This is a genomic window from Kocuria sp. WRN011 (assembly GCF_002295155.1).
GTDB lineage: Bacteria > Actinomycetota > Actinomycetes > Actinomycetales > Micrococcaceae > Kocuria > Kocuria carniphila.
In genome coordinates this window covers 164,182-183,943 of record NZ_NSGI01000006.1, presented here as the reverse complement: position 1 = coordinate 183,943, position 19,762 = coordinate 164,182, and the positions used below count along the sequence as shown (strand labels likewise).

The window sequence follows — 19,762 nt, the reverse complement described above, 5'->3', positions numbered from 1 at the left end:
TCAGGATACCGAGCACCACGGACATCTGAGGGCCTCCAGGAGTCGGGCGCGCCGCAGAGCGGCGCCCGGGGGCCGGTGTGAGAGCGGTTGACGCGGCGTAAGCGCGTCATTTCATCAGAGCCTGGCTGCCTGTCGCGTTCGCCGCTCTCCTCGACCTGAGGAGGAGATCCATGGCTACGAACACCTTGGACAGTACGCCGCGAGTCTGGGTCGGCTGCCTGCACTGCTACAACGCCGGACGCCTCGTCGGTGAGTGGTTCGACGCCGTCGATGCGGACGAGGTCACCCTGACTGACGTGCACCGGGGCGCGGGCGGTGCCCGCGGCGGTTGCGAGGAGCTGTGGTGCTTCGACCACGAGAACCTGCCCGTACGCGGCGAGATGAGCCCGCACGAGGCTGCTGAGTGGGGCGGCTCGCTGGCATCAGTCCCGGAGCACCAGCGTGAGGCGTTGTGCGCGTGGGTGAGGAGCGGTGACTACGTGGCTGAGGGCACTGGTGACCTGCCGAGCATCCCTGATTTCGAAGACCGCTACTGCGGCGAGTGGGAGTCGTTCCGTGAGTACGCGGAGGAGCTGGCCGACGGCACGGGCCTGTTGTCGGGCGTTCCGGACGATGTGGCTCGGTACTTCGACTGGTCGGCGTGGACCCGTGACCTCGCGTTCGACTACACCGTCGAGGACGCGCCGGGAGGCGGCGTGTTCGTCTTCCGCAACCTGTGACTGAAAGGAGATGCACCGATGACTGATGACCAGTGGGACCTGCGCGTGTGCGTGCAGTGCGACATGCCGAGCATCGCCAACCGCGTGCTCGTCATGGCCGAGGACATGAGCGTGAGCCGGGTCTACTACTGCCCGGAGCACGGACCGTTGTCGATCGCGGTCGTGGTCGATATGCGCGCTATCCGAGCCCGACGGAGGGGAGAAGCATGAGTGCAGAGTCCAACGCGAGCAGCCATGCCCTGGCGTTCAGCTGGTGGCGCGGCTGCTCTGAGCTTTCTGACGAGGAGGCGCGCCTGCACGACCTGCTGGCGCTGCACCGGGCGACGGTCGAGTTGATCCGCGAACAGCGCGACCTGCTCAGGTACTACGACAGCGACGAGGAGCTGGGGATCAGCTCTGACCCGTGACGGGGTCCTCGTCCCAGGGGCCGCCGGTGAGGAACTCCAGCGGGTCGACCTCCAGCGTCCGGGCGATGTGGTCGATCGTCTGGAGCTGGAGGTTCATCTGACCGGTCTCGATGCGCCTGAGATAGCGGACGTCGAAGCCGAGCAGCTCGGCTGCCGTCTCTTGCGTCATGCCCTTGTGATTGCGGTAGGCGCGCAGGTTGCGTCCCACGTACTCCTGGAGGGGGCGGGCGAGGACTGGGAGGTCGACTCGCTCCGCATCGGGGCGTTCATCCTTAGGCACTCTTTCAACAGTCAGCCTGATTCCTGCCCTATACCAGGGTATTCTGATACCCGGTAGACCTGTGCCCGTTCGAGGGGAACACCAGACCAGAGACGAGAAAGAGAGCCCGTATGCCACGCCGCAAGACCCTGCCCACCGCCCTCACCACAGCAGCGGCCGTCACGGCGCTGATGCTGGCCGGCTGCTCGTCCTCGCCCACGGGAGAGGGCGCTAACGGTTCCGGCTCGAACGAGGGCAAGCCCTCGCAGGCGCAGTCGGCCACGGTCTACGACTTCCCGCTCAACGGCATGGAGCCCGTGGGCAAGGGTGAGCAGCTCACCGTGGTCCTTCCTGACGACCTCAAGCAGGCGGCAGGCAAGGAAGCCAGCAGCGTCGTGGTCGAGAGCTTCACCGTCTCGTCCCACAAGTTGCAAACCGCCGAGTACTGCGCCGTGGACATCAGCGTCGAGTTCGTCTCCGACGACGCGAAGAAAGGGCTCCTGAACTCCTACAACAAGGTGGAGAACCTGAGCGACCTCACCGACGGGCAGAAGATCGCCCACGCCACGCTGTACCGGGGCGAGATCGCCACGCTCGACGAACTCGATGAGACGAACCCCGAGGAAGGGATCTACGCCGCCGACGACGGTTCGCAGATTGTCCAGGTCGCCGACTGCGCGTCCTCACCGCAGGACGACGACGCTGACATCACGCTCGGCTTCAGCTACCCCGGGACCCGCAACTCCCTGGGGGACTCGTACGAGGTCTACAAGGACTTCGTGAAGGCGAATCTCGCCGTCATGACCGACGGCAGTGTCTCGGTCGCCTCGACGGACACCGGCGACTGGACGCGTGACAGCTCTGGGAAATGGATCAAGGACTGATCCGGCGCCCCACGAGAGCAACAACCCCGCAGCCATCCGGCTGCGGGGTTGTTCTTTTCCTCCGAAGACTCAGGTCACCATCCGCGACAGACCCCTTGCGGCCTTGTTTCCGAACCAGTAGACGACCCAGCACACGCCGAGAGCGCTACCGACCGTGGCGACGGCGATGATCAGCTTCAACCACCACGCCTCAGCCGCTGCGAACGACGCCCAGGCCCAGCCGAAGATCTCGGGGATGCCGAACATCTGCCCGACGAGGCCCAGGAGCATCCCCCCGACCATCACAGCAAACACATACGGCAACAACGTTACGGAGACCATCCCGATACCCGCCCAGGTCAGTGCACCCTTGAGCCGAGCGGCGATCTTCTCGAGCTTCTCAAACCACGAAGTGGCCTTCTGGAACACCTCTTCCACCTTGGCTACCATGTTGTCGCCAACGGTGACCACCCGACGCTCAAGCGATGACAGCGTTTCGGTCATGCGCTTCTCACTGGCGGCGATCTGTGCGCCGAGCTTGTCCACCAATCGGGGCGCGAGTGCCCGCGCGATACTCACGGCAAGCTTGTCCGGGTCAAGCCTCACCCGTCCGTTGGCGTGGACAGTTTCCGAGAGGGCCTTCAGCTCCGAGCGCACCTCAGAGCGAAAGGCCTCGTTCTGCGTCGCGTTCTCCTCCAACAGAGCGAGCATCTCCTTCTCGAATGGCGTCAATGAGCCTGCGTCGGGCTGCTGCGCGGGCTGAGCGCTGATGCGAGCCATGTTGATCATGCTCATCACTTCTTGCCTGCTCAGAGGAAGCTGCTCGTCGGTCGCGCGTGCCCCCGCGCTTGGAGACATCGCCGTCGAGTCCTGGCTCGTGTTTGATGGGATGCTGGTCGGCGACTCGATCGTCCTCCCTGCTGTCGACGACTGGTCTTGACTGCGTCGTGCTTCCTCCAACTCCTGCTGTTCGATCCTGTCCCAGGCGCTCATGACGCACCGTCCTTTCGTGGTTGTACTTGAAGATCTCCTGTGCACCCTCGTGGGTGAACTCCTCTGACAGCGACGAGGCCTTCCTGCGCCGCTTCCTCGGCTTCTCGCCGGTGTCGTCGAGGGCCCTGTAGGTCCACCCGACCGACTCGTGGTCCTGGGTCGAGCCATCGGCGCTGGCCTTGATCGTGTGAACCTTCTCGTCCAGCTCGATGCCCTTCTCCGCGAGCACCCGCCGGTAGCTGGGGAGGTCGACTGACCGACGGTCAGCCAGCGACTCCTCGATCTGGTCGCCGAGCTGGCGGTCGAACTCCGAGACGGCCTCGCCCTCGCGGCGGTGCTCCCACAGCGAGCGCTGGTCCACGTTGCGTGCACCGCGCTCGGCCACGCGGAGCCCGTAGTCGCGCATCAGCTCGTCGTTCTGCTTCGCCACGTGCCAGTGCATGTTGTTGCCCTGGAGCGCACGGCCCGTGACGTTGTCGTGGTTGATGACCGTGATGTGGTTGTGCGGGTGACCACCCGCACCGTCGACGTGCGTGATCACCAGCACGTCACTGTTGGGGTGCAGCTTCTTCGCGAACTCGTAGCCCAGGTCGTTGACCGTCTGCACGGCCTCGGGGTCGTTCGGGTCGAACTCGCTGCTCTCGAAGCTCTGGATCAAGGAGCGTGCCTCGATCCGGCGGCCATGCGCCGTCGCGAGTGCCTCGGCGCGCTCGACGAACTCCTCGGGGCTCTCGGCGTCGACACGCAGTGCAGCCACTCGGTCGGTGCCCTCGGTCTTGTTGCGCCGGTGCTTTTCGGTGCCCTTCGCCCCGTACAGCTCGTACTCGACCTTGGGCCGGGTCTTGGCGATGCGCTTGGAGTTGGTGACGCTCATGCCGCCCGCCTCGTCCCGCCCAGCTCGTCCTCGACGCGGCGCAGCACGTCCGTCAGCTGAGCGAGCACTGCCAGCGCCGTCGGGCTGCCGAGCATGGTAGCGCCGTCGCTGTGCGCCTTGCGCACCAGCTGGTTGAAGTTCACGCCGATGCGGTTCACTTCGACGCGCAGCTCTCGCAGAGCAGGAGAGTCCGCAGTGACCCCTTCGGGGTCCGCGATTGCTGCCGCGATCGCCGTCGGCACGACCCCGCCCTCGACGACGTCAAGGACGGAGGCGCGCACCAGTGCCGACGGAGCAACCCCCATCGCAAGGGCTCGCCGCCTCACGCGTGCGAGTTCTCCTTCGTCGAACCGCACGGTGAGTCGCTCACCCTTACTCGGCGGCCGCGTGTCTGGGTTGTTGCTTGCCATGTGAATCCCTCCTCCTTCGTCGTCGTGCTTCAAATGCCTGCCCTGCCTGGTCACCCAGACACATGAGGTGCAAGCAACCTTTTCGTCAGACATCGCTGGCGCTCGTCTTCCTCAAAGGCGCTTGCGGGGGAGGGCTGCGCCCTCCCCTCGCCCCTCCTGACCACCGACCTCATGCCTCGGCGGAGAACGTCGAGCGCTCGGCATAGTCGTCAACGGCTGCCGTGGATTCGGACGAACGGGTCGCCCGCTTCGCGCGCTCCCGACGGCGCTGCGCCTCATCGGCCAGCTGCTCCCGTGCCTTGGCCTGGAGGCGCTCGAAGACCTCCGAGTGCTCCTCCTCCAGGAGGTCGACGACGATCTCGCGGACCTTCGCGTCCTCCTTCTCCTGCCGCTGCCGCAGCCGAGCGATACGAGCAGCGGCGTCCTCCTGCTCGACCTCGATCTCCGCCTCGATGTGCGACAGGCCGCTTGCGATCTTCGCCTCGATCCGCTGCGTCTTCGTCTGCTTCGCCATGCTGGTCTCCTCTCTCCACCCGGCGGTGCCGGTCTTCCGTCGGTAGGTCGCCTTCGCGGCAACTGACCGGGGTTACTCCTGGTCCAGGTCGAAGGTCTTCGTGATGACCTCCTTCTCCTCGTCTTCGATGCTCTGCTCGCGCTTCTTGCCCTCGGTCGCCCTGCTCGCGAGGAACTTCGTCGCGTTTCCGATCAGCGAGGGGAAGATGATCAGGGAGGCGAGGAACGCCGCCGCTGCGCCTGCGATCCACACGTTGGTGAAGACCGTCAGCGCCCAGCTGATGCCCGAGCGGGCGAGCATGAACGCGAGCGTGTAGCCAGTCGCCAGGGCCGCAAGCCGCCAGATCGGTGACCGTGCCTGCCACTCGCGGAAGTCCGCGGCCATCGTGCGCAGCAGACCCTTCGTGCCCTTGAACGCCGAGTCGTCCTGCTTCTCGGGGAGCCCGATGATGCCGTTCTTGAACAGCAGCGTGGTCAGCTGCACGAGGAACATCGTGAGCATGGTCGCGGCGATCTCAAGCCAGCCGTTCTTGGCCAGCGCGTACGCCACCATGCCGATCGCGCCACACAGCAGCAGCGTCGCGACGATCTGGTAGATGCGGTTGTTCTGCTCGATGTTGACGACGACCTGGCCGCCCTTGCTCTTGCCCTTCGCCATGATCAGGCTCCTTCCTTGTGCTCGGGCTCGTGCCCGACCTCGGTCTCCACTTCGATGACGATCGGCGCAATGCCCACCGGCTCGTCGTCGCGCTCCTGGTGCGATGGGTTGTCGACCTCGACGGGCACGGCCGGTGCCTCGGTCTCGACGACGATCGGAGCGATGCGCTGCTTCGACTGCTTCTGCTTGCGTGCCACGGCCGCCCAGCCGTTCGCGCGGACCAGCCATGCCGCCCATGCGACGCCTCCGACCACCTGGAACGCGACGTATCGCGCCGCGAGGAGGGCACCGCCCTCCAATCCCGTCGTCGACAACACGAGCCACGCCACTGCGCCGAGCACGGCAGCGATGAGCAGGTACGGACTGGGCATCATGCGGCCCCACTTGCGGACCATCAGCCACCAGGTGCCGTACGCAGCCCGGCTGATGATCAGCGCTGGTCCCGCGAGCACCGCGACGACCATGACGCCGATGAGGGCCAGCAACGCCCAGCCCGCCGTGTTCGCTGCGCCCTCCTCGCGGAAGATCGCCCGGTACAGGAGTGGTCTGGTCGTGACCTCGGCGAATCCGGCGTCACCGGCACCTGCCTCGTAGCGGTCGTTGCGCCGGGCAACGACGGCGAGCTTCTCGCCACGACGACGAGCACCCGGGCGGTGCCCGGCGCGGGCGAGAACCCAGGCCGCCCGTTCCCGCTCCCAGCGGTGCTCACTCATCGGTGTGGCTGTCCTCGGGGACGTAGCGCACGCCGTCGACGATGCACACGCTCTTGTCCGTGGCCTGACCGGTCTGAGGGTCCATCTGACAGACGCGTCCACCGTCGGAGCTGATACCTGCCGTGTAGCCGAGGAAGAAGGTGCCGCCAAGCAGCACCAGGACAGCGATCAGGCCAAGAACGTACTTACCCATGAGGTCCTCCTTCGATCGAAGCTCTGCCTAGCATGATAGCATGTGCTACAGAGCTAGGAAAGGAGGGAAGGGTCGTGGAAGTACGCTTGGGCATAGCACCCGATCTAGTGCTATTGAGCTACCAGGAGGTCCACGACATGACAGCGACGAGGCTCGCCATCTCCCTGACCGACGACCAAGTTCAGCGGCTGCGAGTCGCGGCTGCGGAGGCGAACATCCCGCACGGCGTGCTTGGCAGAGCACTGCTGGTCTACGGCCTGGGCAAGCTCGGCAACGAGGAGCTGGAAGCCGTCATCGAGCAGGAGACCGCGAGCTTCCGCGAGAGCAGATCCAAGGGCGGCAAGACCGCTACAGCCAACCGGTGGCACAACAAGGATGAACCGCACCAGAAAGAGTAGCCGTGGCTCTCTTCAGCAGCACCACGTACACCCCGCCCCCGACCCCGTTCGGAGGCTTCATCGACGCCAAGCCCGCCGAGACCGCGCCACACCTGCTTGTGAGCGGGCCCTCCGGCGTCGGCAAGTCCAGGCGTGTCCTCGGCCCGGGCATCCTCATGTGGCAGGGACCGGTCGTCGCCGTCTCCTCGAAGCCCGACCTCATCGACCTCTGCTTGGAGCAGCGGCACGAGTGGGCCGGTGGTCGACACACTTACGTCCTGGACCTCTCGGGTGAGGTGCCCGACGACGCCCTGCCGCCCGGTGTCGAGAAGGTCGTCGTCGACCCGACCGCGCTCATCCGTACCGACGATGACGCGATGGACCTCGCGAGCATCCTCATGCAGTCCGGTGCCGCCGGAGCCGGTGGCGGCAACAAGGGCGGCGGCAGCGGTGATCCGTTCTGGGAGAACGTCTCCCTCGCTCCGCTGGCGGCGTTGCTGCGCGCGACCGGTCAGCGCGGCATCACCTGGACCCGGGCCGCCGTCGGCCGCCTGAGCCCCGACGACGAGGACGACACCGAGCAGCCGAGCTGGATCAACGCCATCGGCATCCTGGAGGAGCTGTCGCCGATGCTCGAATCCGAGCTGAAGAGTGCGGCTCTGCTCGATACGAAGATGCGCGACTCGATCATGGTGACGATGAAGTCCGCCGTCGCCCCGTGGCTGCGCTCCACCGTGGCCGGCGACGGTACGCGGCGGGCCTTCACCCCGGAGATGCTGGCCCACCCGAAGGCCACGCTGTTCATGGTCGCCCCGGCGACCGGCGTCGCGGCCGGTGCCGCCGTCTCGGCGGTCGACTTCATCTCGAAGCGGTGGCGCGCCAACCAGACCGAGAAGACCAGGTTGCCGAGACTGCTCATGGTCGTCGACGAGCTGTGCAACACGATGCCGTGGCCGAAGCTGCCGACCGTCGTCACCGAGTCCCGCGCGATGGGCATTCACCTGCTCTGCGCAGTGCAGGCCACTTCGCAGTTCGCCAAGCGCTACGGCAAGGAAGGCATGGACGAGTTGCGCGAAGTGTTCCCCGCAGTCCTCTGTCTCGTCGGCGCACCCGAGAAGGACATGCTCGAACGAGCAGCGTGGTGGTACGGGCAGAGCGAACGCCACAAGACCACGACCGACCACCTCGGGCGACAGTCCCAACAGTCCGAGAAGGCCGACACCCTGCACGCCACCGACCTGCTGCCGAAGTCAATGGACGAGGGACGGCTCCTGCGCGGCAAGCGCCCCGGCGCGGCCGCGGGCACCTTCTCCGACGCTGGTTTGCTGGTGAACCTCGTCGACATCTCCCAGCTCAGGTTCAAGGCTCGCCCCAAGGCGGCTTGACCGCATACGAAGACCCCCGGAGCCGAGGCTTCCGGGGGTCTTCTCTTGCGCGGGATCAGCGACTCAGGGACGAGTCGCGCTCCTGCTGCTTACGGGCCTCGATCACCCGCTCGCGCTCGGACTGCCGCTGCTGCTTGCCGCGGGCGTCCTTCTCGGCCTGAGCCTTTGCCTGCTGGCCCTGAGCCGGACCGCGCTGCTGCTCCGCCGCCCGCTGGTGCTGCGACCGGGCGCGCGCCTGCGCCTGCCTACGCTGACGCTGCGCCTCGGCGTACTCGGCGCTGCCCTTCGCCTCGGGACCGTAGCGGCGCTCCACTGCCTTGTCCCCGCCCTTCGCCAGCTCCTGGCGCATGGACTTGACCAGCTCCTGGTCGGGCTTCTTCTGATCGTTGCTCATAATCGTTCCTCTCTTCGTCTACTAGCTGCCGACCCGGTCATACGACCGGATCGAGATCCCCTGGGCGATCAGGTTGTGGCTCATCTGCTCCTCGTGCTCGTCGCACACGAACGAGCTGAACCACTGGGTGATCAGCTCCCACGTGGCCCTGGAGCTGCACCACTCGCACTTATGCATCGGCATCACCCCCTCTCCGCGTATCGACCCGTGCCGCCCAGCGCCGCGTAGAGCGTCGACCGGCTCACACCCAGGTCGCGGGCGACGACCGACTTCGCGACCCCGCCCCGGATCCGCTCACGAGCGGAGGCGGTCTGCTCAGCCGACAACTTCGGCCCCCGCGCGTACACGCCCTTGCGCTTGGCGATCGCGATGCCCTCGGCCTGCCGCTCGCGGATAGTGGCCCGCTCCAGCTCGGCGACGGCCGCGAGGATCGTCAGCATGAACTCGCCCTGAGGCGTGTCCGTGTTCAGCGCCGGGTTGTCGACGAACTCGACGGCGACGCCCTTCGCGGCGAGGCCCCGGACGATCGAGAGCAGATCGGTCGTCGAGCGGGCGAGCCGGTCCGGCGACTTCACCCGCACCTTGTCGCCCTCACGCACGTACGCGAGCATCTCCTGGAGCTGCTCGCGGTCGGTGGTGTTCTTGCCCGAGACCTTCTCGGAGAACAGCCGGTCGACCTCGCCGACCGCTTCGAGCTGCCGGGCCTCGTTCTGGTCGGCGGCGCTCACACGCACGTAGCCGACCACCTGACCCGTGGTGTTCGATGACATCTAGACCCTCCTACGAATGTGTTTGATGAGTTGGGGATGGACCTCGTTCGACGGTGAAGTCTGTGGATGTGATCGGTAGATGGCGGCTTTCTATGCTCGCTCATTGGCGGCCGCCGTGCCGAGTCGCTGTCCTCGCGCCAGGGCAGCCCCGGGGGCGGGACTACGAGTAACCCGCTGCTCGGTCCGCGATCCGCGCTATGCCGAAAACGGTGGCGATCCCGACCGGTTGACGCATCGAGGACCGATTCATGCTGAGCCTATCGATTTCCGCCCCGCCTGCAGCGCTCATCCTCGCTTACCCGGCCTATGAAGCCTCGGGATCGCCCATCGGACCCGTCACTACTGCAGGACGTGGCGCGAGAGCTTCGTCCTGGGAAGACGCCACCGGAGAATCGTGTCCCGTACGCTCCAGACCAGCCGGGGGCTCGACCAAGACTGCGAGGGCTTACTAAGGGCCCACCCGCCACCAATGGTGATGGCGGCATGCGCCACGACCCCGCGCTCTGTCCAAAGCAGGACGGTCCCGGGGTCCTCGTCTCTGGAGCGTCCGCGCACGGATCCCGTGTGGCTACAGAGCCAGGAGGAGAATTCGTCGGTTTGCACCCACCGTTCTTCCGCTCCTACGACACCGGCAGCGGCCATGACCGTGCCAAAGCAGTTCGGGCCAGAACCCCGTTCTATGAACGTGCCAGCCATCCTTCGGACTTGCGGTAAGTAGCGCGCGCAGAGCTCCCATGTCGAATCGCCGACCTCTTCGTGACGACTTGGGTAGCAGCCTTTCTCGATCCAGGTGACTAGCTGGGGAAGGCTCTCGCCATCGGCAGCCGAGGGCCAAGGCACTGGCGGTTTCGGGCTCGTCGCTCGGCTACGTGCACTCATCAACGTGAGCTGAGCCCGTCGCGGCAGGCTTTTGAACTCGTGCTCATAGAGCCATCGCCAAGAGCCGCTATACAGGAAGAAGGTGTCTCGATGTTCCGGGGACGGCTCTACGGTCCGCTCCGGTAGGTCTTCGGTCAAACTCGCGGAAAGGCTCTCCGTAGGGAACGGTTGCAAGGGTGGCGTGAACCAATCCAGCCACTTGACCACTAGAGAACTATGGGCCGGAATGCCAAGCACTCGAATCGGACTCTGAATCTGGCTCATACTGATGAAAAGTAGCACTGCACTCGCGGCTGGACGTCGAACGCGGTAGTCAGCTTGCAGCCACGCCGTGTTGGGGTGAAGGAGCTGCTGGTAGGGCGCCAACTTGGGTCTCGACAAGCTACAGCTTTACGAGACACGCGGCCGAGCGGCGGAAGAGCCGTCTCGAGCTGGGCCGTTAGCGGCAAGGAGTGTCTCGTGAAGTCGTCGCACTGCGTTCCGTCTCAGATCTTCCGGGTCGGGTACTTTGTGAGGCATCATGTGGCGATGAGGCTTCTGGGGTACACGCGGGTGTCGACGGCGGGGCAGGACCCGGCGCTGCAGCTCGACGCTCTCCATGCGGCGGGGGTGCAGAAGCGGGACGTGTTCTCGGACGTGACGTCCGGGGCGAAGAGCGCGGCGGAGCGTCCGGGCATGAAGAAGCTCCTGGCCTACGCGGAACCTGAGGACACGGTGGTGGTCTGGCGGATCGACCGGCTCGGCCGGTCGCTCATCGACGTACTCAACACCGTGAACCTGCTGCGGGACCGCGGCGTGAAGATCCAGTCGGTCTCCGACGGGATCGACCCAGACACTTCGTCGGGCCGGCTCATGCTCGGGATGCTGGCAACGCTGGCGGAGTACGAACGGGAACTGATCACCGAGCGCGTCAACGCTGGAATCGCAGCAGCCCGGTCCCAGGGTACGAAGTTCGGCCGGCCGCCCGTGAACCCGGAGGTCGTGGATCGCAAGCTGGCGATCGCTGCCGAAGAGAGAGCCAAGGGACGCACCGCTGAGGAGGCGGCGCGCCTGGTGGGGTGGTCACGGGCGACGCTCTACCGCCACCAGCGGGACGCGGCTGCTCGCGAGAGCATCGCGCAGGCGTGACATGGACGGGTCGCAGAAGTGGAAGATTCTGCGGCTCCACGTCGAAGACGGCATCTCGCTGGCGAGTCTCGCACGGGAGACCGGAGTGGGAGAGCGAACGCTCTCGCGCTGGCACAGCCTCTACCGGACAGGTGGTATCTCGGCTCTTGAGCGGGCGCAGCGCGCCGATGCCGGCGTGCGGCGGACTGCGCCTAAGCTAGTGGCTTTCGTGGAGCACCTGGCTCTGACCAAGCCCCGCCCGAGCATCGCGACACTGCACCGCCTGGCCGTAGCCGAGGCTGCACGAAGAGGCGTGAGTACGCCGAGCTACGCGACGGTACGGTCGGTCGTGCAGGCATTGGATCCAGCGATGGTGACGCTCGCTCTCGAGGGGCCAGCGTCCTACCGGGACCGCCACGAGCTCGTCTTCCGCCACCGCGCAGAGCGTCCCAATGCCCTGTGGCAGGTCGACCACACCGAGCTGGACATCCTCATCAAGGACCCCAGCGGGAGACCATCCAGACCCTGGCTGACCGCGGTTATGGACGACTACTCGCGAGCGATCTGCGGGTACATGGTCTTCGAGGGCGCACCCTCGGCGATGAACACCGCGCTGGCGCTGCGCCAAGCGATCTGGCCCAAGAGCGACCCCGCCTGGCCGATGTGCGGCATCCCAGACGTCCTCTACGTCGACCACGGCAGCGACTTCACCAGCCATCACCTCGAGTACACCGCGATCGCCTTGAAGATCCGCATCATCCACTCCACCGTCGCCCGCCCCCAGGGAAGAGGAAAGATCGAGCGGTTCTTCCACACCGTCAACACCGAACTGCTCGCGACCCTGCCCGGGCGCCTCACCCCTGGACACCCACACCCCGTGCCGGTTCTGGACCTTCCTGGTCTCGACCGGGCCGTTGGGGAGTTCGTCGGCCAGTACAACCAGCGCACGCACACCGCGATCCGCACGAACCCAAAGGCGGCCTGGATCGCTGAGGGATGGCTGCCACGACTCCCCGAGAGTCTCGCGGAGCTCGACGGGCTGCTTCTGCGAGTCTCCAAGCACCGCACCGTCCAGCGCGACGGGATCCGATTCCAAGGCCAGCGCTACCTCTCGCCCACGCTCGCCTCGTTCGTCGGACGCACGGTCACCATCCGCTACGACCCCCGGGACCTGTCCGAGATCCGTGTCTACGACCACGACACCTTCGTGTGCACGGCGATCGATGAAGCCCACCCCAACCAGCGCTACAGCCTCCACGACATCGAAACCGCCCGACGAGCCCACCGCCGGCAGCTGCGCAAGGACATCAACGACCGCATCCCCACGACTCCACGGCCCCCTGCCGACCCGCCCGCTCCCGCGCGACGGCCCAGGAAGCGCCTGAAGACCTACGAAGAGGACGAGTAGATGAACCGCGACTTCATCGTCACCAAGGAACACCGCCGCTTCACCGAGTTCGCCAGCGCCATCCGCAAGGACGTCACCATCGGCATCTGCCACGGCGAGGCCGGCGTCGGCAAGACGCAGTCCGCCCGCCGGTACGCCCACTGGGACACCCTCGAACCCTTCATCCACGCCTGGGGCCCGCGCAGCGAGGCCGACCTGAAGCACTACGCCGCCGCCCACCGCTCCCGCACCGTGTTCTACACCCCCGAGGTCCTGGCCAAGCACCGCGATCGCATGCGCGACATCGAGTTCTACCGCGGGAAGGTCGGTGTGCTGATCTACGAGCATCTCTGCGCGATCGGGAAGATCACGACCACCGACGTTCCCCGAACCATCGACTTCACCGAACTGATCATCATCGACGAGGCAGAACGGCTCACGCCGACCTCACTCGAGCTACTACGAGACCTCCACGACCGTCACCACGTCGCCCTCATGTTCATCGGGATGCCGGGCATCGACCAACGCTTCCGCCACTACCCCCAGCTCTACAGCCGCCTCGGGTTCTCCCACCGCTACCGCGCCCTCGCACGCGAGGAACTGCTGTTCGTCCTGACCCGCCACTGGAAGCGCCTCGGCCGCACCCTCGACCCCGACGACTTCACCGACGCCCAGGCCATCGCCGCGATCGAACGCATCACCCGAGGCAACTTCCGTCTCCTCGAACGCCTCTTCCCCCAGATCGGACGCGTCCTGAAGATCAACCAACTCGACACCATCACCGACGATGTCATCGAAGCAGCCGCCAGCACCCTCATCACCAGCTAACGCCACATACTCCGACCAGAAGCCCGCCATTTACCGATCAACTCCACACATCGCCGGCCGCCTGCTGACGATGGCCCGAAAACGATCGTTACCGGTCAGTTCGCGCGATGACGTCCAGGAAGTCCCGTATGTGAGGGGGCGGAGTCGTCCCGGCCCAGATGGCGGTGAGCGGGCGGGTGATCTGGAGATTGTTGATCCGAACTCGCACGAGTCGGCCGGCGCGGGCGTCCTCGGACACGGCGAGGGAGCTCAACGCGCCGGGGGCTATGCCGGCCATAATCGCGCTGCGAACGCCGAGCGTGGTCGTCAGCACGGCTGCGGGCTCGGCTGCGAGGGGAAAGCCCGCCTCGGTGAGGGCGTTCTCGAGCGCTTGTCGGGTGCCGCTGCCGGTCTCGCGGAGCACCAACCCAGTGCCCGCCAGTTCACGGACGGACACCCGGCGGGTCTTCGCCCATCGGTGACCGTGCTGCACAACGACTTCGATGGTGTCGTAAGCGACGGTGACCGACCGGAGGCCGGCGGGAACGACAGGGGTCTCGACGAGCCCGAGGTCTGCGGTTCCCTCGCGTATGGCCTCGACGACCGTGCTGCTGTTGGCGGCTGTGAGTTGAACGACCGGGCCGTCATTGCCGTGAGAGATGCGCCACCGGGCGATCCATTCCGGTAGGAGGTGTTCTGCGATCGTGAGGCTCGCGGCGATGCGCATCATCTTCCCGCGATCCGTGCGGAGCGAGTTGACAGCATCCGAGAACTCGTCGGCCGCTGTCAGCAGCGTTGTTCCCCAGCCGACAATCAGCTCGCCTGTCGGAGTCAGTCGGGAGCCCCGTGCGGAACGCACCAGCAGTCGCATGCGCAGATCTTTTTCCAGGTTCCGGATGCGCAGAGATATCGCCTGCTGACTCACGCCCAACTGCGTGCTTGCCGCCGACATGCTGCTTTCCTTCGCGACGAGCGCCAAGGCTCGCAGTGCCTCCAAGTCCGGCTCGTGGTGCATCTTCCGCCTCCCAAGCACAAGCATAACTTGTATGGCGGACGGTATCTGCCTCTACTCGCACGAGCGGTCCGAGGAAATGATGGATGCATGACCCATGCCCAGGACGTTGCGACCGCCCGACCGGAACACACGCTGCTTGCCCGAGTCCGCGCGCTGCTGCCCGGGCTTGTCCTCTGCCTCGCCGCGGCCGGAGCATCGTACGGGGTCAGCCTGCTGCTGCCGGGAGTCAGCCCGCTCATTATCGCGATCGTGCTTGGCGTACTCCTGGCCAACGTCGTCCGGCTGCCAGCGGCAGCCTCCGACGGCATAGACTTCTCCGCGAAAAAGCTCCTGCGCGCCGGCATCGTCTTCCTCGGACTCCAACTGGTACTGACAGACATCCTCGAACTCGGAGCCCCGATGCTGGTCGTCATCGTGTGCATTGTCGCCGGCGGACTGTTTGGCACCGTTCTCCTGGGGAAGCTGCTACGGGTTCCATCCGGGCTCTCGCTGCTAATCGCCTGCGGATTCTCCATCTGCGGCGCGGCAGCCGTGGCGGGCGCGGCAGGGGTCACCGATCCGGACGACGAGGCCGAGGAAGACACCATCACCGCGGTCGCCCTCGTGGTGATCTTCGGAACGCTGATGATTCCCCTCGTCCCACTGATCACGGACCTGCTTGGCCTGGGCTCCGAGACGGCCGGGATGTGGGCAGGGGGTTCCATCCATGAAATCGCGCAAGTCGTCGCCGCTGGAGGCATCATCGGTGGCGGAGCGCTCACGGTCGCGGTCATCGTCAAACTCGCCCGAGTGCTGCTGCTCGCCCCGGTCGTGGCCATCCTTAGCATCCGGGAGCGCCGTCTCAGCCGTACGGCAGGCGAACCCGGTCAACAGAGGTCGAGTTCGAAGCTGCCGCCCGTCGTCCCGCTGTTCATCATCGGGTTCATCGCGATGGTGTTCGTGCGTTCCTTCATCCCTCTGCCGGGCACCGTGCTGATGGCCGGTGGGCTGCTGCAGACAGGGTTGCTGGCTGCAGCGATGTTCGGACTCGGCTGCGGCGTCAAGGTTCGGAACCTCGTCAAGGTGGGCCTCAAGCCCTTCGCCCTGGCCGCGCTCTCCACCGTTCTCGTCGCAACGATCGCCTATTGCGGAGTCACCCTCGCCGGCTGAACATGGCTGGCACCAGGGCGTCACTACGCGCCGCAAACGATCGTTACTGGTCCTCGTCGTCCTCGTCCGGCCACGCCTCGCGCGCTATCGGGTCTCTGGCCAGGGATACAGCGTGGGCACCCGCGAGAAGCCTCGCGGTGTGCCGTCCTCGTTGAACTGAATCTCTGAGTGCTCGTGCGAGCCGTTGGCGTGTGCGACGGCAGCGAGCACCAGGGCGGCCGCCTGACGGTCGAGGCCGGCACGTCCTCGGACAGGTCGACGGCGGGGCCGCCCAGCAGCGACGCGGCGATGCGCACCAGGCGTCGCTCTCCTCCCGACCAGGCTCCGGTCTCGCGCAGCAGCTCGTCGACGTCGATCCATGCCATGTCGCCGTCTCGGGTGATCCAGGGCTGTGGCTTCGTTCGCTTGGTGGCGGGGTTTTTTGCAGCGCTCCGTGGCGGTCTTGTTGCCGCGATCACGCAGGACTGGCTGCAGGTAGGTGTCGCGGTCTGAACCGAGAGGGGTGCGCCCGGTCGGGGCCGTTTGGATCGCTGCCGCTACGTCAGAGTCCGAAGGCTCCGCCGCTGACGAGGATCACGATGCCGAGGCCGATGAGAACGATGGGGAAGAGGATGTGCTCCCAGCGTTCGAGCACTTCGGCGATCGGGGGGCGGGTGGCGACGAACTTTGCCAGGGCCACCAGGACCGCGACGAGCGCGAGGAAGACGATGCAGTAGGCGACTGCTGCGAGAGGTTCCACGCTGAGGAAGACAGGGGTGTAGACGCCGATGTTGTCGCCGCCGTTGGCAAGGGTGACGCCTGCGACGGTCCACACGCCGACCTTCTTGCCGGCAACCTTGGCCTCGTCGTCATCGTCGTCATCGTCTCCGCGCCAGGCCTGCCATGCGGCCCAGAGGCCGAGGCCCAGAGGGATGAGACCGAAGTACGGGATGGCTGCCGAGGGCAGGAATGCTCCGGCGCCGATGGTCACCAGGACCGCGGCACCGAGGATGCCGGCGAATCCGAGGTACTGGCCGGCCAGAATGCGGGCGGTAGTGCCGCGCTGGCCTGCCCCTCGCGCGAAGAAGAGGGAGAGCACGATGATGTCGTCGATGTTGGTCGCTGCGAACAGGCCCATCGCCTGCAAGACCGAGGTGAGGATCATGCGCCCTCCCCAGCTGCGTCGCATCCGGGAAGCGAGCAGGCGGGATCGATGCACGGGGCGTCTTCGTCCACTGCCAGGGTGGCATCGACCAGTGCCGTCAGCGCCTGCGCCAGGTGCGAATCGGCGATCTCATATCGTGTCCGACGACCCTCGGGCTCGGAGACGACGATCCCGCAATCGCGCAGGCATGCCAGGTGGTTGGACACGTTCGGGCGTGTCAGGTCCAGATCTCGGGCCAGTTCCGCCGGGTAAGCGGGATGGTCGAGCAGGGTCAAGATGATCCGGGATCGAGTGGGGTCGGCCAGTGCACGACCCAGGCGGTTCATCACGTCGAGACGCGAAGCAATAGTCAGCATGGACTGAACTATACAGCGCGCACTGACCACTCGGTCACAGGCGTCAGCCCAGATCGCATGCCCGTAAGGGGAACCCTCACCGGACACCACCGCTACTGATCGAGAGGAACGACGGCACGCCTGGCGGGCTGTCTGTGAGCAGCTTCGCTCTGTGTCGCGGTTTTCGCTGCGTTCCGTGTCGGGTTAGGTGGTGCCGATGACGAGGGTGCTGCGGGCGGCTTCGACGACGTCGTTGGTGATGACGTCGAGCTCGTTGATCTTCAGGACACGTTGAATCTGTGGGAGGAGACGTTCGAGGAGACGGAAGTTGCCGCGGGTGATGCGTTCGACGGCGGCGATGGCTTGCGCGTCAGTGAAGTCGTCGGGGTCGAGGGTCTTGCCGAGCTTGCGCCATTGACGTTCGAGGACGAACAGCAGCTCGTCGTGGCCGAGGGGGCGGTACTGGTGGGCGAACCCGAGTCGGCTGTAGAGCTGTGGGTAGTGAGTGAACTGCTTCTCGATGCCGGGCATGCCGATCAGGATCATCGCGATGCCTGTTCGGTCGTACTGGTCGCGGAGCCACTCGATGGCGTTGCCGGTGAGGCGTTCGGACTCATCGATGATGATCAGCTCGAGCAGTGACGGGTTGGGGCCGTGCGCGTGGTCGACGTGGCCGCCGTGGAGGACGAGGTGTTCCTCGATGCAGCGTTCGGTGCGGATCATGTCGTGCCGGAGGTCCTCTTGCAGGGCGCGCATCGTCGCGGAGACCTCGGGCGTGTAGAAGACGGTCCGGGCGCGGTGGGCCGCGGCATAGATCTTGGTGTCGTCTTCACTGCGTGCGGCCCACCTGGCGATGAACGGGCCGATGCTGTCCCAGTGCGCGTAGCGGCGCGCTGAGAGGGTCTTGCCGACGCCGGCGGGCCCGAAGCAGACGCCGATGGTGTTCTGCTTCCGGACCGCGTCGGCAAACTCTGCGAACCGGCGGTGCTCCTTGGTGCCGATGAACTGGCTCGTCATGACCGGTCCTCCTCGTAGGTCTTCAGTCGCGGCCGATCCGTCTCGACGGCTGCCGGTGTGGTGGTGTCGTCGAGTTTGGGATTGACGATCGCGATGCGTTCGTGGATCTGCCCGCGTAAAGCCCGGCGGTGAGCGTTCCTGGCGGCTTGGATCTGCTTGAGGCTGATCGTCTCGGTCTGGTGCTCGGTGCTGATCGCGGTGCAGAGGAACACGTCGCGGTGGAAGACGCGGATCTCGGTGACGTCGCGTGGGTCGTACCGGACACTCACGGTGCTACCGACGAACGGCGCGAGAGTGGCCGCGGTGTAGCGGAGGCCCTCGAAGTGGATGCCATCGCGCTGCACGACCCGCGTCGTGGGGACGGTGAGCAGGAACCCGTCGAGCTGTTCAAGGGACTCCGGGAGCCGTGGCAGCCACCCGTCTGCAATCCACGCGTGCAGTGGGCTCGTCCGGAGCTCGCGGTGGGTGCGGGCGTTGTAGCTGCGGATGAACGTGCTGATGGCACTGTCGACGCCGCCGAGATCCAGCGCCGGCGTCGGCGCCGAGGATCCGGCTGCGAAATGGCCGGGGAGCGTTGGGAGCAGTTCGGTGTTGATCGTGCCGAAGAACCGCTCGATCTTCCCGCGCCCCTGGGGCCGGGCGACCTGCGAGTGGATGATGCGGAGGTGCAGCACAGCGGCGGTGTCGCCGAGACGATGGCTGGTGAAGTCGGACCCGTGGTCCGTGTAGAGCACGTCCGGGATCCCGCAGACGGGCCAGTCCGGTTCCGGCTTGTGCCAGATCGCTTGGCGCAGCGCGAGCGCGGTGTTCGCCGCTGACGGGGCACCGAGGAACACCATGTACCCGCAGATCGCGCGGGAGTAGTCGTCGAGGATCACCGTCAACCACGGCCGTGCGGGCTTGCCGTTGGGCCCGACGATGAGCAGGTCAAGCATCGTGTGGTCCGCCTGCCAGATCGCGTTCGGGCGGTCCGCGCGACGTCGGAGCAGCAGCTCGTGTTTGTCACGGTATGACGCTGGCCCCTCGAGTGCGAGCGTCACCATTCCGGGATCGAGCCCGTTCACGATCGACCGCACGGCGGAGTACGACGGCGACGGCAGTCCCCGTTCAGCGCAGTGGACGCCAACCTGACGGTGAATGGTGGCGATCGACGGCCGCGGCTTGGTGAGCGCAAGCCCTTCGACCAGGCGGACGAGTTCCGGTGCTGTGCGTCGGACGCCATGGTCGGCGCGAGCGTCGTCGGCGAGGGCGGCGTATCCGCCTGTCCGGTAGCGGGCGAGCCAGCGTTGCAGGGTGCGCTCGGTGACGCCCGTGCTGCGGGCCAGAGTGGCAAGCGGGATTGCGTCCTCGACGTGCAGTCGAAGGATTCGCCACCGCTCGCTCGCGTCCATGAC

General features: G+C 66.2%; 26 protein-coding genes. 10 read left to right on the top strand and 16 right to left on the bottom strand.

What is annotated here, in order from left to right; translation table 11 throughout:
* Positions 1-170 precede the first annotated feature (170 nt).
* The 3 genes from CKW39_RS10105 to CKW39_RS10095 are packed head-to-tail and all read left to right on the top strand — an operon-like array spanning position 171 to position 1,126.
* Complete coding sequence (locus CKW39_RS10105; protein WP_095797996.1) at positions 171-719, top strand: antirestriction protein ArdA; 549 nt, start codon at positions 171-173, stop codon at positions 717-719.
* 18 nt (positions 720-737) lie between these two features.
* Complete coding sequence (locus CKW39_RS10100) at positions 738-929, top strand: hypothetical protein (protein ID WP_095797995.1); 192 nt, start codon at positions 738-740, stop codon at positions 927-929.
* Positions 926-1,126 (top strand): hypothetical protein, encoded by a 201-nt coding sequence (locus CKW39_RS10095; protein ID WP_094428065.1) that lies wholly within the window; start codon positions 926-928, stop codon positions 1,124-1,126. Before CKW39_RS10100 ends, CKW39_RS10095 begins: the two co-directional genes overlap by 4 nt.
* Here the strand turns inward: CKW39_RS10095 and CKW39_RS10090 are convergent.
* The gene (locus tag CKW39_RS10090; RefSeq protein ID WP_076705682.1) at positions 1,110-1,406 is read right to left on the bottom strand and encodes a helix-turn-helix domain-containing protein; all 297 of its coding nucleotides are present in this window, start codon (positions 1,404-1,406) and stop codon (positions 1,110-1,112) included. The genes CKW39_RS10095 and CKW39_RS10090 overlap by 17 nt on opposite strands.
* Positions 1,407-1,516: 110 nt before the next feature.
* Between CKW39_RS10090 and CKW39_RS10085 the strand changes: the two genes are divergently transcribed.
* The gene (locus tag CKW39_RS10085) at positions 1,517-2,269 is read left to right on the top strand and encodes a hypothetical protein (protein WP_095797994.1); all 753 of its coding nucleotides are present in this window, start codon (positions 1,517-1,519) and stop codon (positions 2,267-2,269) included.
* A gap of 69 nt (positions 2,270-2,338) precedes the next feature.
* On the opposite strand, the gene CKW39_RS10080 is transcribed toward CKW39_RS10085, so the two are convergent.
* From CKW39_RS10080 to CKW39_RS10050, 7 genes are all read right to left on the bottom strand, one after another.
* Positions 2,339-2,947, bottom strand: coding sequence for a hypothetical protein (locus CKW39_RS10080; RefSeq protein ID WP_143469979.1), 609 nt, complete (start codon positions 2,945-2,947; stop codon positions 2,339-2,341).
* Entirely contained in the window at positions 2,907-4,115 is a 1,209-nt protein-coding gene (locus CKW39_RS10075; RefSeq protein WP_095797992.1) for a relaxase/mobilization nuclease domain-containing protein, read from the bottom strand. Before CKW39_RS10075 ends, CKW39_RS10080 begins: the two co-directional genes overlap by 41 nt.
* The gene (locus CKW39_RS10070; protein ID WP_143469978.1) at positions 4,112-4,525 is read right to left on the bottom strand and encodes a MobC family plasmid mobilization relaxosome protein; all 414 of its coding nucleotides are present in this window, start codon (positions 4,523-4,525) and stop codon (positions 4,112-4,114) included. Before CKW39_RS10070 ends, CKW39_RS10075 begins: the two co-directional genes overlap by 4 nt.
* Positions 4,526-4,694: 169 nt before the next feature.
* Positions 4,695-5,039: a hypothetical protein gene (locus tag CKW39_RS10065; RefSeq protein ID WP_095797990.1), complete on the bottom strand. Its 345-nt coding sequence runs from the start codon at positions 5,037-5,039 to the stop codon at positions 4,695-4,697.
* Positions 5,040-5,111: 72 nt separating this feature from the next.
* On the bottom strand, positions 5,112-5,696 hold the full coding sequence (locus tag CKW39_RS10060; protein ID WP_095797989.1) for a hypothetical protein: 585 nt from the start codon (positions 5,694-5,696) through the stop codon (positions 5,112-5,114).
* A 2-nt stretch (positions 5,697-5,698) separates the two neighbouring features.
* The gene (locus tag CKW39_RS10055) at positions 5,699-6,409 is read right to left on the bottom strand and encodes a hypothetical protein (protein WP_095797988.1); all 711 of its coding nucleotides are present in this window, start codon (positions 6,407-6,409) and stop codon (positions 5,699-5,701) included.
* Entirely contained in the window at positions 6,402-6,602 is a 201-nt protein-coding gene (locus CKW39_RS10050) for a hypothetical protein (RefSeq protein WP_076705667.1), read from the bottom strand. The genes CKW39_RS10055 and CKW39_RS10050 overlap by 8 nt, the downstream gene beginning before the upstream one ends.
* A gap of 137 nt (positions 6,603-6,739) precedes the next feature.
* On the opposite strand from CKW39_RS10050, the gene CKW39_RS10045 reads away from it, so the two are divergent.
* Together CKW39_RS10045 and CKW39_RS10040 are read left to right on the top strand one after the other, a co-directional pair.
* Positions 6,740-7,000: a hypothetical protein gene (locus CKW39_RS10045; RefSeq protein ID WP_143469977.1), complete on the top strand. Its 261-nt coding sequence runs from the start codon at positions 6,740-6,742 to the stop codon at positions 6,998-7,000.
* A gap of 2 nt (positions 7,001-7,002) precedes the next feature.
* Positions 7,003-8,364 carry a type IV secretory system conjugative DNA transfer family protein gene (locus CKW39_RS10040; protein WP_095797986.1) on the top strand — a complete coding sequence of 454 codons (1,362 nt, stop codon included), beginning with the start codon at positions 7,003-7,005 and terminating at the stop codon, positions 8,362-8,364.
* Between the two features lie 55 nt (positions 8,365-8,419).
* On the opposite strand, the gene CKW39_RS10035 is transcribed toward CKW39_RS10040, so the two are convergent.
* Genes CKW39_RS10035 through CKW39_RS10030 form a run of 3 tightly spaced genes read right to left on the bottom strand, consistent with a single transcriptional unit; the run spans position 8,420 to position 9,528 of the window.
* On the bottom strand, positions 8,420-8,758 hold the full coding sequence (locus CKW39_RS10035; protein ID WP_095797985.1) for a hypothetical protein: 339 nt from the start codon (positions 8,756-8,758) through the stop codon (positions 8,420-8,422).
* Positions 8,759-8,779: 21 nt separating this feature from the next.
* Positions 8,780-8,941 carry a hypothetical protein gene (locus CKW39_RS15455; RefSeq protein WP_158222940.1) on the bottom strand — a complete coding sequence of 54 codons (162 nt, stop codon included), beginning with the start codon at positions 8,939-8,941 and terminating at the stop codon, positions 8,780-8,782.
* The gene (locus CKW39_RS10030) at positions 8,941-9,528 is read right to left on the bottom strand and encodes a recombinase family protein (RefSeq protein WP_095797984.1); all 588 of its coding nucleotides are present in this window, start codon (positions 9,526-9,528) and stop codon (positions 8,941-8,943) included. Before CKW39_RS10030 ends, CKW39_RS15455 begins: the two co-directional genes overlap by 1 nt.
* 1,407 nt (positions 9,529-10,935) lie before the next feature.
* On the opposite strand from CKW39_RS10030, the gene CKW39_RS10020 reads away from it, so the two are divergent.
* From CKW39_RS10020 to CKW39_RS10010, 3 genes are read left to right on the top strand one after another with little or no spacing between them, the layout of a single operon-like run.
* Positions 10,936-11,535, top strand: coding sequence for a recombinase family protein (locus tag CKW39_RS10020; protein ID WP_095798100.1), 600 nt, complete (start codon positions 10,936-10,938; stop codon positions 11,533-11,535).
* A gap of 1 nt (position 11,536) precedes the next feature.
* Entirely contained in the window at positions 11,537-12,922 is a 1,386-nt protein-coding gene (locus CKW39_RS10015; protein ID WP_095797983.1) for a Mu transposase C-terminal domain-containing protein, read from the top strand.
* Positions 12,923-13,729, top strand: coding sequence for an AAA family ATPase (locus CKW39_RS10010; RefSeq protein WP_095797982.1), 807 nt, complete (start codon positions 12,923-12,925; stop codon positions 13,727-13,729).
* Positions 13,730-13,817: 88 nt separating this feature from the next.
* Here the strand turns inward: CKW39_RS10010 and CKW39_RS10005 are convergent, their stop codons facing one another.
* On the bottom strand, positions 13,818-14,723 hold the full coding sequence (locus CKW39_RS10005) for a LysR family transcriptional regulator (protein ID WP_095797981.1): 906 nt from the start codon (positions 14,721-14,723) through the stop codon (positions 13,818-13,820).
* Positions 14,724-14,810: 87 nt separating this feature from the next.
* Here CKW39_RS10005 and CKW39_RS10000 point away from each other — a divergent pair, with 87 nt between their 5' ends.
* Positions 14,811-15,872 (top strand): YeiH family protein, encoded by a 1,062-nt coding sequence (locus CKW39_RS10000; protein ID WP_095797980.1) that lies wholly within the window; start codon positions 14,811-14,813, stop codon positions 15,870-15,872.
* 541 nt (positions 15,873-16,413) lie between these two features.
* Here CKW39_RS10000 and CKW39_RS09990 read toward each other — a convergent pair.
* From CKW39_RS09990 to CKW39_RS09975, 4 genes are all read right to left on the bottom strand, one after another.
* Positions 16,414-17,016 carry a cadmium resistance transporter gene (locus CKW39_RS09990; protein WP_062949375.1) on the bottom strand — a complete coding sequence of 201 codons (603 nt, stop codon included), beginning with the start codon at positions 17,014-17,016 and terminating at the stop codon, positions 16,414-16,416.
* On the bottom strand, positions 17,013-17,372 hold the full coding sequence (locus CKW39_RS09985; RefSeq protein WP_006590980.1) for a helix-turn-helix transcriptional regulator: 360 nt from the start codon (positions 17,370-17,372) through the stop codon (positions 17,013-17,015). Before CKW39_RS09985 ends, CKW39_RS09990 begins: the two co-directional genes overlap by 4 nt.
* Positions 17,373-17,555: 183 nt before the next feature.
* Positions 17,556-18,368 carry an AAA family ATPase gene (locus CKW39_RS09980; RefSeq protein ID WP_095797979.1) on the bottom strand — a complete coding sequence of 271 codons (813 nt, stop codon included), beginning with the start codon at positions 18,366-18,368 and terminating at the stop codon, positions 17,556-17,558.
* Complete coding sequence (locus tag CKW39_RS09975) at positions 18,365-19,759, bottom strand: Mu transposase C-terminal domain-containing protein (RefSeq protein ID WP_002857201.1); 1,395 nt, start codon at positions 19,757-19,759, stop codon at positions 18,365-18,367. The genes CKW39_RS09980 and CKW39_RS09975 overlap by 4 nt, the downstream gene beginning before the upstream one ends.
* Positions 19,760-19,762: the final 3 nt, after the last annotated feature.